A 14,409-nucleotide genomic window follows, 5' to 3' on the forward strand; every position below is an offset into this window, starting at 1 on the left:
GCAATGAACGACGACGCGACGAGAGAACGGAAGGAGGGCGGTCTGCGCCACCTGGCGGGCAGCACGTGGTTCGCCCCTGCGGCGATGGCGCTGCTGTTCGTGGGGGTGCTGGGGGCGCTGATCGCGCTGATCCACGCGCGGACGCTGGAGACGGACCGCGCCGCCCTCACCTCAAGCATCCACACCGCCCAAGAGAACATCCGTCAGCGCCTCCACGCCACGCACGATCACCTGGTGACGCTGGCCGAGGATATGGGCCGCCAGACCATCACGCAGGAGCTTTTCTCTCAGCGCGTCGGTCACTATATGAGCGAGCACCCGGAGCTGGTCAGCGCCATGTACGTTGACCCCGATGGAAAGGCTCGCTGGGTCATCCCGCCACAATGGGAGGAGCAGGTGCTGGGGCGCCCCCTTGCCTGCCCGCGGTCGCTGGAGATCTGCCAGGAAGCCACCCGCACCCGCAAAGCCGTCTATTCCGACGTCCACATCAGCCTCCAGAACGAACCGGCGTTCGACCTGAGCGTTCCCATCTATGCCGGCCCGACGTCGCGCGGGTCCATCGTCGGCGTCTATTCCTGCCAGCGCGTGCTGCGGAACATGCTCAGCCGCGAAATTCTCCACGAGCACCGCGCCAGCCTCATCGATCCCCGCGAGAACGTCATCGTCGCCCTGCCGGCGGTGGCTGGCATCGACGAGCGCCTCTTCGCCACCGCCGCGCTGGAGCCGCCGGGCCAGGGCTTGGCGCTGCGCCTGGACCGGTACGGCAGGGGGTTCTGGGGCGTGGGCATGACGCTGCTGGTCATCCTGTGCCTGGGCTTGGCGCTGGGCATGTCATGGGGCATGTGGTCGCTGGGGCGCCAGATCGCCCGGCGCGGGCAGGCCGAGCGGCTGCTGCGCGAGGCCAACGACACGCTCGCCCAGCGCGTGCGGGAACGCACCGCCGACCTCGAATCCGCCAATCGCCACCTGCAGCGCGAGATCGTCGAACGACAACGGGCTCAGGACGAGTCGCGCCAGCACCAGGCGGAGCTGGCCCACGTCGCCCGCGTCAGCACGATGGGCGAGATGGCCACCGGACTGGCCCACGAGCTCAACCAGCCCCTGGGCGCCATCGCCGGCTTTGCCGAAGGCGCCCTGCGGCTGATGGAATCCGATAAAGCCACCCCGCAAACTCTGCACACCGTCCTGGGCGAAGTGTCCGAACAGGCCCGCCGCGCTGGGCGGATCATCCAACGCCTCCGGTCGTTCGTCGCCAGCGGCCAACCCAGAACCGAGCCCCACCGCCTGCGACCGCTGATGGAGGAACTGGTCGACCTGGTAGCCGCCGAGCTGCGACAGAAGCAGATCGACTTTCACCTGGACGTCAGCGACGCTCTGCCGCAGGTACAGGTGGATGCCATCCAGACCCAGCAGGTCCTGCTCAACCTGATCCGCAACGCCATTGAGGCTCTGGAGCAGACGCGCGGCCCCGCGCGGCGGATCGACGTGACGGCCGCCCTCCCCCAGGACGGCGCGGTTGTCGTCTCCGTCTGCGACAGCGGACCCGGTTGCCCGCCCGAGTCGATCGAAAAGATGTTTGATGCGTTTTTCACCACCAAGAGTTCTGGGCTGGGAATGGGGTTGTCGATCAGCCGCTCGATCATCGAGGCCCACGGCGGCAGGATCTGGGCGGCGGCGAACCCCGGCGGCGGCCTGGCGGTCCACTTCAGCATTCCCACAAGCGATGGAGGACACGATGTCTCAGTGCAACACCCCTGAACAGCCGCACGAGGCGGCAACGGTTTTCATTGTCGACGACGACGAGGGCATGCGTCGCGGCATGGAGTTTCTGGTCTCTTCGGCCGGATACGAGACGCAGTGTTTCGATTCGGCGTCGGCGTTTCTGGCGCACAGCCGGGCGGACATGCGCGGCTGCCTGCTGCTGGACGTTCGGATGCCCGGCATGAGCGGCCTGGAGCTGCTGGACGAGCTTCGCCGTGCCCAGATTTCGATCCCGGTCATTTTCGTGACGGCCTTTGGCAATATCGCGATGGCCGTTCGCGCGCTCAAGACCGGGGCGTTTGACTTTATCGAAAAGCCCTTCGAGGGCGCGCAGTTGCTCCAGCGGGTGCGCGGGGCTTTGGCGCAGTGCGCCAAGTCGGCACCGTCGCCGCTGTCGGGCGAGCTTCAGCGGCGATGCAGTTCTCTCACGCCGCGCGAGCGGGAGGTCATGGACCGCGTCGTGGCAGGGATGCTCAACAAGCAGATCGCCGGCGAACTGGGCATCAGCATCAAGACCGTCGAGAACCACCGCGCGCAGGTCATGGAAAAGATGCGGGCACAGAGTTTGGCCGAGCTGGTGCGCATGGCCATCGCCATCGACGCCGGGGCATAGAAGGCTGTCGTTGTTGTGATTCTTTCCTCTTAATCCGTTTTCAATCCCGCTCTCCCCGATCCCGGCGGTTTCAAAAACTCTCGTCTGGGGCAAAGGCCGTCGGGTAAGATCGTTGTACCGGCGTGTCAGGGACCCGCGGGGCGAGCCCCGCCGCTAATGGGAAATATCGCAATAGCGGCGGCGGGGGGGCGTTAATCGGAATGGACGAATGGAACCTGCAGAGCTTCGGGCCGTGATTGCCTCCGCACAGGCCGGCCGGGCCGACGGCCTGGCGGCGCTGCTGGAGGCCTATGGCCCGCGGCTGTTCGGGTATTTCCTTCGGGCCACCGGCAGTCATCACGATGCCGAGGACCTGCTGTCGGAGATGGCGTTGCGGCTGGTGCGCCAGATCGGCAAGTATGACGATCGCGGGCGGTTCGAGCCGTGGCTGTTCCGCATCGCCGCGAACATGATTCGCGACCGGATCCGCCGCTACAAGAGCCATCCGACGGCGATGAGCCTTTCGCTCGAGAGCGACGACGGCTCACGGGTCGGCGAGACGCTGGCGGGCAAGTACGCCTCGGCCGACGCGGGATTGGTCGCCGCCGAGGCCTCGCAGGGTCTGGCCAAGGCCCTCGAGCAGCTTGACCCCGCCACGCGGGAGATGGTGTTGCTGAGATACTTCGGTCAGATGAGCTTCAAGGAACTGGCCGATACGTTTGAATGTCCGCTGGGGACGGTGCTGGCCCGGGTGCATCGCGGGCTGGCGGCCCTGCGGGACATGCTGGAACCCCCGCACTAGCGGGTGGCACAGGCTTTCCAGCCTGTGGCAGTCACAGCCTGGAAAGGCTGTGCCACCAGAGGCGGTAACTGAGATGACATACACCGAACAACAGTACGAGCGCGTGGGCCGGTGGCTCGACGGCCACGCTGTGGAACTGACCGGCGACGAGCGCCGCCTGGCCGAGGAGCTCCGCGACGGCGAGGCCGCCCTGTGTGCCCTGGAAGTCCACGTGCCGCCGGCCGTCATGGCCCGCGCCCACCGACGCCTCACTGCCGCCGCGGCCAGACCCAACCGCTTCCGCCTGGCGCTGAAGTACCTCGTCGGCGTCGAGGCGGCCGCCATCGCCGGGGCAGCGATGATCCTGGTCACCCTGGGCGTCCTGAGCCAGGACCCGCCGGCGGCGCCCGCCGTGCCGACCGAAGTGCTGATTTCGGCCGCGCAAAAGCCCATCAACCCCGACATCCAGGCGCTGGCCGAACGGATGGACCAGCTCGAATCCGATATCGTCTCCACGCCCGCCGACAGCGAAGGAGACTTCGACGCCATGGAGCGCGACGTCCAGGGTTTCCTGCGCGACATCCGTTCGATCCAGACCTGGGAGAGTGGCACATGAGCGGCAAGATCTTCGCCATCAGCGTGGTGCTGGCCCTGGCGGGCGGCGCTGTCCGCGCGCAGGGGCCCTCGCACGAAAAGCCCGCCACCGAGGCCGAACTGCTCAAGGTTCTGGAAGAGCATCGCCCCGAGGCGTACAGCCGCCTGATGACGACCAAGGACCAGGACCCCGCCGCCTATCAGCGCATGCTCCAGTCGATGGGGCGCTGGCACGAGCAGTTCCGCAAACTGCCCAAAGACGTCCAGACCGCCGCCGGGTACCTCACCGAGTCGCGCCAGCGCATCTACCGCCTGGCGCGCGAGCTGGCCAACGCCGACAGCGAAGGCGATCGCGAGCTGGCGCGCAAACGACTCCGCGAAGAAATCGCCCGCGAGTTCGACGCCGAACAGATCACGCACGCCTACCGCCTCAAGCAGCTCCAGCAGGAAGTCGACACCCTGCGGACCAACCTCGAAAAGCGCGCCGCCCAACGCGGCCAGCAGATCGAAACCCGCTATAAACAAGCCCTCCAGCGGGCCGAACGCATCCGCCTGCACAAGCAGCGCGGCGACGATGAGCCCGGTCTGGGCGCTCTGGAACTCGACGAGCCCGCCGCCGCACTTGTTTCACAACGCGCACCGACCGCCACGCCGTCGGCCGCCACCGCGCGCAACGCCCCCGACGCCAAGCGCTCCGGGGCGCCCAAAGACGCCAGTCCAAACCAGCGGCGCACCGACCGCGAGCGCCCGCGCGAACGTTCGCGACAACCCGTTTTCGGCGGCGGGCCCAACGAACGCGACCTGGCGGCCATGCTCGATCTGCTCAAGGAAAAACGTCCCGAGTACTACGCCCGCCTGGTGGCGCTGGAAAAGAGCAATCCCGAGACGCACCGCAGGCTCATGCGGGCCACCTGGCAGTGGTACCAGCGGTGGCGCGCCATGCCCAAGGAAATGCAGGGACCGGCCCTGATAGCCGCCGATTCGCGCCTGGCGATCGAGGGCCTGACGCTGCAATTGGCCCACGCCGCCGGCGACACCCAGCGAGCCCAGCTCCAGGAAACGCTCAAGAAGACCATCGCCGCCGGGTTCGACGCCGAGACCGCCGTCGAAACCAACGGCCTTAAGAACCTCCAGACCCGCCTGGTGCAGATGCAAGCCGAGCTGGACGAGCACGCCCGCAACCGCGGCGAGATCATCGACCAGCGCTTCAAGCAGCACACCGAATCGTCGCGCCGCCTGTGGCGCAAAACCCCGCACGGCGACGCACCCAAAGACGAACACCCCACGCCCCCGCCCGAAAAACCCGCACGACCCCAACCCCCGCTGCCCGAGTCGGACGGGTGAGTGAAGCAGTTGTGTGTGGTGAGTGGTGTGTCGCCAGTGTGAGTGCTGCAAGAACGGCTTGTCCGTTCAGCGTTCGTTCCCCGACCTTTCGCGCTTTGAAGCATCCCGCGCGCAGTCTCCCACTGTTTCTCACCACTCACCACTTCCCCCTGTTATGATGAACATATGTCCGACGCGCACGACTCCTTTGACAACGCCGATCGCGACGAGCAAGGTCGCGGCGACAGCTTCTCCAGCGCCGTCGTCGATCGCATGCACCGCAGCGCAAACGCCTGGAACCTGCCCGGCGGGCAGTTGCTCCTGCCGCGGGTCTTCGGGTTCTGCCGCGGCGTGCGCCGCGCCCTGACGATGCTCGAGCGCGCCGTCGCCGACCACGCCGGCCGCGGCGGAACCCTCGTGCTGCTGGGGCAGATCATCCACAACCCCTGGGTCAACGCGTTCTTCGCCGACCGCGGCGTGCGCATCCTCACCCCCGACCAGGTGCGCGAGGTCGAGAAGCACGTCACCGCCGCCGACGGCGCCGTCGTGCCGGCCTTCGGCGTCCCCTGGGACATCGAGCAGCGCCTGACCGCCATCGGCTGCCGCGTCATCGACACCTCCTGCGGCGACGTGCGCCGCCTGTGGGTCTGGACCACCCGCGCCGTCGAACAGGGCTACGGCGTGCTGATCTACGGCCGCGTGCATCACGACGAAACCGTGGTGACGTGCTCGCGACTGGCCGCGGCGGGGGGGTCCTACGTGGTGACCGAAGACCTGGACAAGATCGCCGCGCTGTGCCAGATGCTCACCGGCCGGCGCGACGCGGGGGAGTTCTCTCGCGTTTTCGACGAGCGGGCGACCAACGCCCGCAGCATCGAGCCGTTCTACCACCGCCTCGCGCAGGTCAGCCAGACGACGATGCTCTACGACGACACGATGACCGTCCGCGGGCTGATCCGCAACGCCCTGACCAGCCACACCCCCGCCCAGCACCCCACGCGCAACGTGCTTTTCGAGCCGACCGTCTGCCGCGCCACCCAGCAGCGCCAAGCGGCGGCCGTCGAGCTCTGCGCCGCCGGGGTAGACCTGGTGATGGTGGTGGGGGGGTTCGGCTCGAGCAACACGCGGCACCTGTACGAGCTGGCCCGCAAGAGCGCCGCGGCGTGGTTCATCGAAGACGCCCGCGCGATCGTCAGCGCCGGCGAGCTGTCGACGATGGACATCGCCACCAGTCAGCCGATCATCGCCCGCGACTGGCTGCCGCCGCGCCGCCCGCTGAAAATCGGCGTCCTGGCCGGCGCCTCCAGCCCCGAGATCGTCGTTGGCCAGGTCCTCGAGCGCCTGGCGCAGTTCCTGGGATGATTCACCGCGGAGATCGCGGAGAACGCAGAGCAAGACGGGAGAAGACTCCGACGCGCCTGTTAGCGGCGGGGCTTGCCCCGCGCGGTTGTCGCGTCTGGGAAGAAACCGCGTCGAGCAAGCTCGACCGCTAACACAACATTTGTCGGGTGGCATGGCGACACGCCCCATTTCTTTGACCGCTTCTTCCTCTGCGTCTTCAGCGACCTCTGCGGTGATATATTGACCGAGCAACCCGTCGAGCAAGTCGAAGATCCGCCGTGGCGGGCTCGACCGCTAACGTGACGTCGATTATGATGTCAGCAGCAAAGACAGGAGTAAACAATGGCCAGTCTGCTTTCATTTGATGATGCGGTCTGCACACGGTGCGGCAGGTGCGGGGCGGCGTGTCCGATGGGGTTTATCCGCGTCGGCTCGCGCGGGCCTCGGACCGTGCCTGACGCCCAGGACAAGTGCATGCTGTGCGGGCACTGCATCGCCGCCTGTGCGACCAAGACGCTGCAGCACGAGCGGCTTCCGGCCGGCGCCTGTCTGCCGCTGGACGAAAACTGGCGCGGCGACGTGCATGCCGTCGAGCAGCTCATCAAGGGCCGGCGGTCCATCCGCCGCTACGAGGACCGGCCCGTCGATCGCCCGACGCTGCTGAGGGTCATCGACATGGCCCGCTACGCCCCGACCGGCATGAACAGCCAGTCAGTCAGTTGGCAGGTCGTCTACGAAGCCGGCGAAGTGAAGAAGCTTTCCGCCGCCGTGATCGACTGGATGCACTCGCTGGCGGCCAAGGGCGAGCTGATCGGCGGTAATTACAATCCCGCGCCGATGATCATGGCCTGGGACAACGGGATGGACCTGATCCTGCGCGGCGCCCCGCACGTGCTGGTGGCCCACGCCCGCGAAGGCGACGCCATGGCCGCGGGCTCATGCACCGCCGCATTGACGACGGCCGAACTGGCCGCGGCGACCCTGGGCCTGGGCACCTGCTGGGCGGGCTTCCTCCACATGGCGACGATCTTTTCCCCCGCCGCCCGCGAGGCCCTGGCGTTGCCCGCCGGACACGTGATGCACGGCGCCCTGATGATCGGCCACCCCGCCGAGCAGTACCACCGCATCCCGCCGCGCAAAGAACCGGACGTGCAGTGGCGGTGAGCGGTTAGTAGTCCGGATCTTTCACCGCAGAGATCGCGGAGATCGCAGAGGTTAGAGATTGAACAACCCGCGAGCAATCTCGGCCGCCCTCTCACCACTCACCGCACACAACTCACCACTGCCTCAATAGTCCTTCAGCACAGGGTTCTTGGGCAGCAGCTTGATCAAGTTTCTTTCGGCGTAGTTGCGGTAGGCTTTTTCGAAACCGGCCAGATTGTTGGCGAAGTAGTATCGAAACAGCGGCACGGCCACAGTCGGGTTGTAGCCTTTGTGCTGCTGCAATTGGGAGAGTTTCTCCTGGGGCACGCCGAGGGCTTTGTGGAACGTGCCGGCCGCCGCGTCGGTCAGCAGCGTCTGGAGGCGGGCGGAGTAGTTCTTGTCGTATCGCAGGTACATCGCCAGGGCCCAGACCTGGGCGTAGAATGCCAGCGGGTCGTTGCCTTTGGAGATTGCCTCGGCGCTGTCCATGTTGAGCAGCTTTTCCAGCGGGATCCACCGGTCGTTGACGATGACGGCCTGCAGATCCGTCGCGCGGCTGATGTTTTCCTCGGGCGTGAAGCGGACGGCCTCGGCTTGGCGGTCCTGGAACCCCTCGGCCATGGTGCAGAGGCCTTCCTCGAGCCAGGCCGGCAGCGTGTTGCGCATGCGGTAGTACAGGAACTGGTGCAGGCCCTCGTGCGAGGCGATTGAGTATGACTGCATCCCCTGCAACTGCCAGAACACTCCCACGCCCTGGTGGCTGTAGCCGCCTGTGGGGATATCGAGAAACGCCCCGATGTCTTTGCCGAAATGGTACTCTGTCAGGCTCACCCACTGGTTGCGGTCGGCCATGAAGTAGACGGGCATCTTCTTGCCCGGGGCGATGCGGGGCAGTCGCGTGATGACGTAGTAGTTGTCGTAGGCGGCTTCCATGAACGCCGGGAAGATCCGCAGCATCTGACGGTCGTTAACGGTGGTGAAGATGCGGTAGTGCTGCGTCTCGAGCGCTCGGCCGGGGCCCAGGGGCGTCTTCCACGGCGAGACTACCGGATCGCTCACCAGCGGCACCCACTTCTGGCGCTCAACACCGGAGGCGCCCATGCGGCCCTCCTGTGAGATCTCGCCTTCGGAGATGGAACCCTGACAGCCGCCGGCGAGCAATGCCGCCAGGAATATCGCCGCCAACGCCATGCCCCACGCCGCCACGGCTGTATGCGGTGTCGTTTCCGTTGATCCTTGATGCATGTGCGTGTCCTGGCAGAGCGATAGTGTCGCCGGGCAGCCACTGCGACCGCCCGCATAGCTCTATGCATCGGCCATTTGCACGCGAAGGCTGGAGAGAAGAAGCGAGTTGGCTGGTTGCCTCATCCATTAACGCGTCCCCATCCACAACCACTCACTTTGCAGCGTTCACCGATGCGTCTTGCGTTCCCCATGCGGGTTGCGGGTATTATCTATATAAGTATAAGAGAATTCAGTAGTCGTATTGATAGGTGTCGCGGGTCGTTCGGGAAATTACCAGCCGCAGACGTAACTGTCGCAGCAATAGCCTCTTGCGGCGGCAAATTCGAATCTGCGCCTGGGGATAAGCTGTGGGCTTTGCTGTTGGGAGGCGAGGCCGCTTGCCCGTTTTGCCCACAGGGGCGGGTTTTTCTCAGCGCCCGCGGGGGCGAGCCCTTCGGACAACCGCCCACCCTGCGACAGCTTGTTCACAAGTTATCCACGGGGCCTGTGGGGTAATCAGCGGGCCAGATAGACCAGCAGCCCGACTGCCACCGCTCCGCCGAGCAGGACTGCGGCCACGAAGTATACCCACGTCGGCACCGGCGGGTGGACGAGTTTGGCCACGGGCAGGCCGCTGAGGTCTTCGTCTTCCAGCGGGGGCAGTTCCTCGCCGCCGCGGCGGGCGCGGACCGTCAGCAGCGGCAACTCCTCCTGCGGGGCCGGAACCTTAATGCGCGCCTTGCAGGCCGGGCAGCGAACCTTGCGCCCGACCATCCGCACCGAGGCCTTAAGACTCCGCCCGCATGACCCGCACGCCACCACGATTTTGCGCGAGATCATCTTGCGGGCCAAGCCGGCGAAGTCTTCTTCGCCCGGGGCCTGGGTACCGGTTGCCGCCGGCTCGGGCGCATCGTCGGCCAGCACGACATCGTCATCATCGCCGGCGAAGGGGATGGCGATGCGCCGCCCGCAGTGGGCGCAGGCGACGGCCTTGGCGGCGATGTTGTCGTCGGCCTCGGTGGTGCGCCCGCATTTTCCGCAGAGCAGTTGCATCTTTGAATCAGTAGTGAGTTGTGGTGGTGAGTGGTGAGTCAAAAGCGATAGACGCTCCTGCTCACCACTCACCACTCACAACAGCCTTTCATCAGAACTCGCCTGCCTGGGGGATATATCGCTGGGCGATGGGCATTCGCCGCCCGCTGCCGAAGGCCCGCGCCGTGACCTTGAGCACGGGGGCGGCCTGGCGGCGTTTGTGTTCGGCGCTGTCGACCATGGCCACCACGCGGTGGACGGTCTGGGCGTCGAAGCCTTCGTCGATAATCTGCAGGGCGGTCTTCTCGCCCTCGATATATCGCTGCAGGATCGCGTCGAGCACGTCGTAGGGGGGCAGCTTGTCCTGGTCGGTCTGGTTGGGCTTGAGTTCGGCCGACGGCGCCTTGTCGATGGTGCTCTGGGGAATGACCTCGCGCCCGGCGCGGGCGTTGATCCGCCGCGCCAGCGTGTAGATCTGCGTCTTGAGCACGTCGCCGATGGGCGCCAGCCCGCCGCACATGTCGCCGTAGAGCGTGCAGTAGCCCACCGAGAGCTCGGACTTGTTGCCCGTCGCCAACGCCATGTGCCCGCGGGCGTTGCTGGCGGCCATCACCATCGCCCCGCGAATGCGGGCCTGCACGTTCTCGTAGGCGATCTCTTCCCACCCGCCGGCCAGCACTTCGCCGAGGGCCTGTTCGTACGCCGCGTGAACGCCCTCGATGGGCAGCACGCGATAGTGAATGCCCAGCGCCCGCGCCAGGGCCTGGGCGTCGGCGAGGCTGTGGTCGCTGGAATAGCGGCTGGGCATGGCCAGGGCGTGGACGTTGTCGGGCCCCAGCGCCTCGGCGCCCAGGGCGGCGACCAACGCCGAGTCGATCCCGCCCGAGAGCCCCAGCACGACGCTGGAGAATCCGCACTTGCGAACGTAGTCGCGCAGCCCAAGCTTCAGGGCGCTCCAGAGACTGTCGATCTCCTCGGCGGGCGTTTCGCGACGCGAGGCGCCCAGGTCGGCCGTCTCGACGACCAGCAGATCTTCCTCAAAACTTTTCGCGCGGGCGACGACCGAACCGTCGGGCCCGATGACCGCGCTGCCGCCGTCGAAGACCAGCTCGTCATTGCCCCCGACCTGGTTGACGTAGACGATCGCCGCTTTCGCCGCCGCGGCCCGGCGGGCGAACAGCTCCTCGCGCAGGCGCGGTTTGCCCATCTGGTACGGGCTGGCGGCCATGTTGATGATGATGTCCGCCCCGCACGAGCGGAGCTGGGCGATGGGGTCGCGCTCGTAGAGCGCGCGGCCGAGGGAGGCGGAGTCCCACAGGTCCTCGCAGATGCTCAGGCCCAGGCGCCCGCCGGCGATCTCCAGGCACGGGTGGTCGGGCCCGGGCTCGAAGTAGCGCGTCTCGTCGAACACATCGTACGTGGGCAGCAGGGCCTTGGCGTAGATGTGTTGAATCTTGCCCTCAGACAGCAGCGCCGCACAGTTCTGCAGCGGCCTGCCGCTGGCGGCGGGGTTGCGCCGCACGAAGCCCACCAGCGCTGCCGTCTGCGTACACGTGCGGGCCAGGCTGGCCGCGGCCGCTTCGCTGTCGGCCACAAACCGCTCCTTGCGCAGCAGGTCGCGCGGCGGGTAGCCCACCAGCGACAGCTCGCCGAAGACCACCAGGCGCGCCCCGGCGTCTGCCGCCTGCGCGATCAGCTTGCGCGAGCGGTCGAGGTTGCCGACGATGTCGCCGACGATGGGATTAAATTGGGCCAGCGCGATTTTCACGCGTTCATTGTGCGCGTTTTGCCGCAGGTTTTCACGCCCAAACTCGCACGGGCGTTGGGCCCATGCTCCCTGAACTCGCGCTACCCGGATATTTCCACCGCGGAGATCGCAGAGGCCGCAGAGGTGTTTTGAAGAAAACTAGCGAAGCGGGCCGCATGGACAGTCTGTTTTTTCGGATTAACGCCGACGGCGACGTTAGATGGTCTTGTTTTAAGCCATTTGCTTCTCTGCGTATACTCTGCGATCTCTGCGGTTCATGCAGTTTTCGCGCTAGCGCAAGGTTCTTCATGGCGACCCGCAAAAAACGCATGTTGCCATGCCACCATACGCCAGGCTCCGAGCCCAAGGTCAGGGACACGCACAACGGAGTTGTGCGTGGCACCCACTCACCACTCACCACTCACAACACACAACACACAACACACAACACACAACTCACCCCTGCTTTACTTCGCCTTGCGCGAGCGGGGCGTCTTGAGCGCCCGGGGTTCCTTGTGGCCGGCCTTCTCCATCTGTTCCATCAGGGCGGCGGCTTTCTTCATGTCGGCGACTTTGAAGACGGCCGTCGTCTTGCCGCCCTGACCGCCGCCGGTGGAATAGGCGTAGGAGATGTTGATGTGCTCTTCGGCGAGGCGTTCGGCTACGTGCGAGAAGCTGCCTGGCCGGTTCTCCAGTTCCATCACCAGCACGTCGGTTTCGGTCCAGCGGTCGTGGGCCTGGCCCAGCACCTTCCGCGCCGCCGCCGCGTCGTGGCAGACCAGCCGCAGCACGCCGTGCTCCATCGAGTCCACCAGCGTCAAGGCCATGATGTTGACCTTGGCCTTGGCCAGCGCCGCCGTCACCTGCGCCAGAACGCCCGGCTTGTTCACCAGGAACACCGAGAACTGCGTTTGCATGTGCATGATAAATCCTTTCACCAATTTTGGATTTCGAATTACTTCTGGCTGCCTTCCTTAGTAGTCCAAGACGATCTTGCGGCAATTCTCGCAACGATAACCGGTAGCTTTCGGTCGCCCGAGGTGAGTCCAGCCGGTGCCGACGGTTTCGCAACCAAACGCCCAGATTCCCATGGTAAGCCCCATATCCTGGGGCACCCATTTCAGAGGATGACTAGCGCCTACTAACTCGCCGCTTTCGGTCGGACCCCCGCAGAACGGACACGTTGGCGGTGAATTGCTCATGTGACTACCTTCACTTGTTATTTTACGGCTTGGCCGCCCTGCTTGTCCTGCCAGACTTGCTCAGCGGTGGGTTTTCGTGAGTAGATCGGCAGCAGGCGCTGGTAGTCGACGAACTGGCCCGCGGCCGCCATCCGGCGCCCAACCCTCCAGACGCCGGCGGCCGTGGGCAGATACGTCTCCTTCGGCGCCAGCTCGTCGCCGCGGGCGGTCAGGTCCGCAAAGAGCAACCCCTCGCCGGCCAGCAGCAGCGGGCGCGGGGCCTGGGCGAGGAACTGGCCCGGTGTTCCGACAAACGCCGGACCGCTGAGCACGACCTGATCGCCGCGCCGCTCGAGGACCGTCGCGTGGATCTGACCCTGCTGGGCGTCGACGATCACCGCCAGCTTCTGCCAGCTCGCGCCAGCCAGGTTCTCCGCCACCGCCAGCGCCGTCGGCACGGCTACGCACCTGAGCTGCGGCATCGCCTGGGCCATCGTGCGGGCGACCGTGATCCCCACGCGGAGACCCGTGAAGCTGCCCGGCCCGGCCGAGACGTACACCTGCTGCACCCCCGCCGGCGTCAGGGCGTGCCGCTCCAGCAGCGCCTTGAGCCGCGACACCAGCACCGTGGCGTGGCGCCCCGAGGCCTCGAAGGCATCGACAGCCGTCAGCGCCTCGCCCCGCCCCAGCGCCAAGCCCCCGCTGCGGCACGACGTCTCGATCGCGATGGAAATCTCGCCGCTCATCGTGCGTGCGATTCTATCGGACCGGCTGGCAGCGAGATCTCCACCCTTAGAGCGAGGTAAAGATCCATGCTGGCCACCGACGAGCTGATGGTGTGCTTTGCGAGCTTGGTGGCCCCGTTGCGGTAGGGCAGCTCGATCATTTCGCCGTCGGCTGAAACGCTGATGCCCTTGTCGGCGGCGACGGGGCCCAGGCTGATTTCGCAATGGCCGAAATGCCTGCTGTCGTGGAGCACAACAGGGGCGGGCGTGAGCAGGAACTCTTTATCGACGATGGTGATGTTCTTGGCGCCGGCCTCGCTGAGGGCGGTCTTTATCCAGGGGGCCAGTTCCGGCTCATCGGCGCCATTGGCGCCCGATCGCAGCACCTGCACGAAGACTGCCGCCTGCCCCTTGCCGGCCGGATCGGTCAGCAGCTGCCCGCCTTTGCCCGAAGGGGATCGTTTGGGCATCCAGCGATGGCTCCCGAAGGCCACCGGGCGGTCTCCCACCCAGTACATCATGCCCCAGGGCGTGAGCAGGTGGTCGTTGATCTGCTGTGGGGCCGCAACCGCTTTGCCGTCGTAGAAAAGGTCGCCGAAATAACCCTGGCTGCGCGTACCGGCATTGTGGATCGAATAGCGGTATTCCCACGGGCCGGACTTGTACGTGCCGTCCTTGCTGGTGTCGAGTTTTGCCGCGGCGGAAGTGGCCGGTTGTGTCGCCGGCAGCGCCTTGCGGCAGTGCTGGCACTGGTTCATGTCGGCCGAGCATTTCATGCAGAGCTTGAACTGCCCGCTGGTGGTCATGCCCTTGCACTGCGAACACTCGCCGATGTCCTTGGTGTAAGCTTTGTCTTTGCAGTTGGGGCACAGACCCGCCAGGGTTGCTGCCGATATCGCCAGCGCGACGGCCGCGGTGATGATGAAGAGATTTTTCGAGGACATTTCTGACTCCTTTGATGTTGT

Annotated in this window: 13 protein-coding genes; 7 read left to right on the plus strand and 6 right to left on the minus strand. The window is 66.0% G+C overall.

Annotated elements, in window-relative coordinates:
- Positions 1-3: 3 nt before the first annotated feature.
- From ABFD92_01215 to ABFD92_01245, 7 genes are all read left to right on the plus strand, one after another.
- Positions 4-1,758 carry an ATP-binding protein gene (locus ABFD92_01215; protein ID MEN6503133.1) on the plus strand — a complete coding sequence of 585 codons (1,755 nt, stop codon included), beginning with the start codon at positions 4-6 and terminating at the stop codon, positions 1,756-1,758.
- The gene (locus tag ABFD92_01220; protein MEN6503134.1) at positions 1,736-2,374 is read left to right on the plus strand and encodes a response regulator; all 639 of its coding nucleotides are present in this window, start codon (positions 1,736-1,738) and stop codon (positions 2,372-2,374) included. Before ABFD92_01215 ends, ABFD92_01220 begins: the two co-directional genes overlap by 23 nt.
- A gap of 208 nt (positions 2,375-2,582) precedes the next feature.
- Positions 2,583-3,155, plus strand: a complete 573-nt coding sequence (locus ABFD92_01225; protein ID MEN6503135.1) for a sigma-70 family RNA polymerase sigma factor — start codon at positions 2,583-2,585, stop codon at positions 3,153-3,155.
- Between the two features lie 73 nt (positions 3,156-3,228).
- Positions 3,229-3,750 carry a hypothetical protein gene (locus ABFD92_01230; protein MEN6503136.1) on the plus strand — a complete coding sequence of 174 codons (522 nt, stop codon included), beginning with the start codon at positions 3,229-3,231 and terminating at the stop codon, positions 3,748-3,750.
- Entirely contained in the window at positions 3,747-5,072 is a 1,326-nt protein-coding gene (locus ABFD92_01235) for a hypothetical protein (GenBank protein MEN6503137.1), read from the plus strand. Before ABFD92_01230 ends, ABFD92_01235 begins: the two co-directional genes overlap by 4 nt.
- A 165-nt stretch (positions 5,073-5,237) precedes the next feature.
- The gene (locus tag ABFD92_01240; GenBank protein ID MEN6503138.1) at positions 5,238-6,413 is read left to right on the plus strand and encodes a hypothetical protein; all 1,176 of its coding nucleotides are present in this window, start codon (positions 5,238-5,240) and stop codon (positions 6,411-6,413) included.
- Between the two features lie 321 nt (positions 6,414-6,734).
- Complete coding sequence (locus tag ABFD92_01245) at positions 6,735-7,556, plus strand: nitroreductase family protein (GenBank protein ID MEN6503139.1); 822 nt, start codon at positions 6,735-6,737, stop codon at positions 7,554-7,556.
- Positions 7,557-7,679: 123 nt separating this feature from the next.
- Here ABFD92_01245 and ABFD92_01250 read toward each other — a convergent pair whose 3' ends face one another.
- The 6 genes from ABFD92_01250 to ABFD92_01275 all read right to left on the minus strand — a co-directional run bounded on the left by ABFD92_01250 (position 7,680) and on the right by ABFD92_01275 (position 14,388).
- Positions 7,680-8,780 (minus strand): hypothetical protein, encoded by a 1,101-nt coding sequence (locus tag ABFD92_01250; GenBank protein ID MEN6503140.1) that lies wholly within the window; start codon positions 8,778-8,780, stop codon positions 7,680-7,682.
- 495 nt (positions 8,781-9,275) lie between these two features.
- Positions 9,276-9,812, minus strand: a complete 537-nt coding sequence (locus ABFD92_01255) for a hypothetical protein (protein MEN6503141.1) — start codon at positions 9,810-9,812, stop codon at positions 9,276-9,278.
- Positions 9,813-9,903: 91 nt separating this feature from the next.
- Complete coding sequence (locus ABFD92_01260) at positions 9,904-11,559, minus strand: NAD+ synthase (GenBank protein MEN6503142.1); 1,656 nt, start codon at positions 11,557-11,559, stop codon at positions 9,904-9,906.
- A 446-nt stretch (positions 11,560-12,005) separates the two neighbouring features.
- Positions 12,006-12,461, minus strand: coding sequence for an ACT domain-containing protein (locus tag ABFD92_01265; protein ID MEN6503143.1), 456 nt, complete (start codon positions 12,459-12,461; stop codon positions 12,006-12,008).
- Positions 12,462-12,757: 296 nt separating this feature from the next.
- Positions 12,758-13,465, minus strand: coding sequence for a tRNA (adenosine(37)-N6)-threonylcarbamoyltransferase complex dimerization subunit type 1 TsaB (tsaB, locus tag ABFD92_01270; protein ID MEN6503144.1), 708 nt, complete (start codon positions 13,463-13,465; stop codon positions 12,758-12,760).
- Positions 13,462-14,388 (minus strand): hypothetical protein, encoded by a 927-nt coding sequence (locus tag ABFD92_01275; protein MEN6503145.1) that lies wholly within the window; start codon positions 14,386-14,388, stop codon positions 13,462-13,464. The genes tsaB and ABFD92_01275 overlap by 4 nt, the downstream gene beginning before the upstream one ends.
- Positions 14,389-14,409: the final 21 nt, after the last annotated feature.

This window comes from Planctomycetaceae bacterium (genome assembly GCA_039680605.1).
In the GTDB taxonomy this organism is placed as follows: domain Bacteria; phylum Planctomycetota; class Phycisphaerae; order SM23-33; family SM23-33; genus JAJFUU01.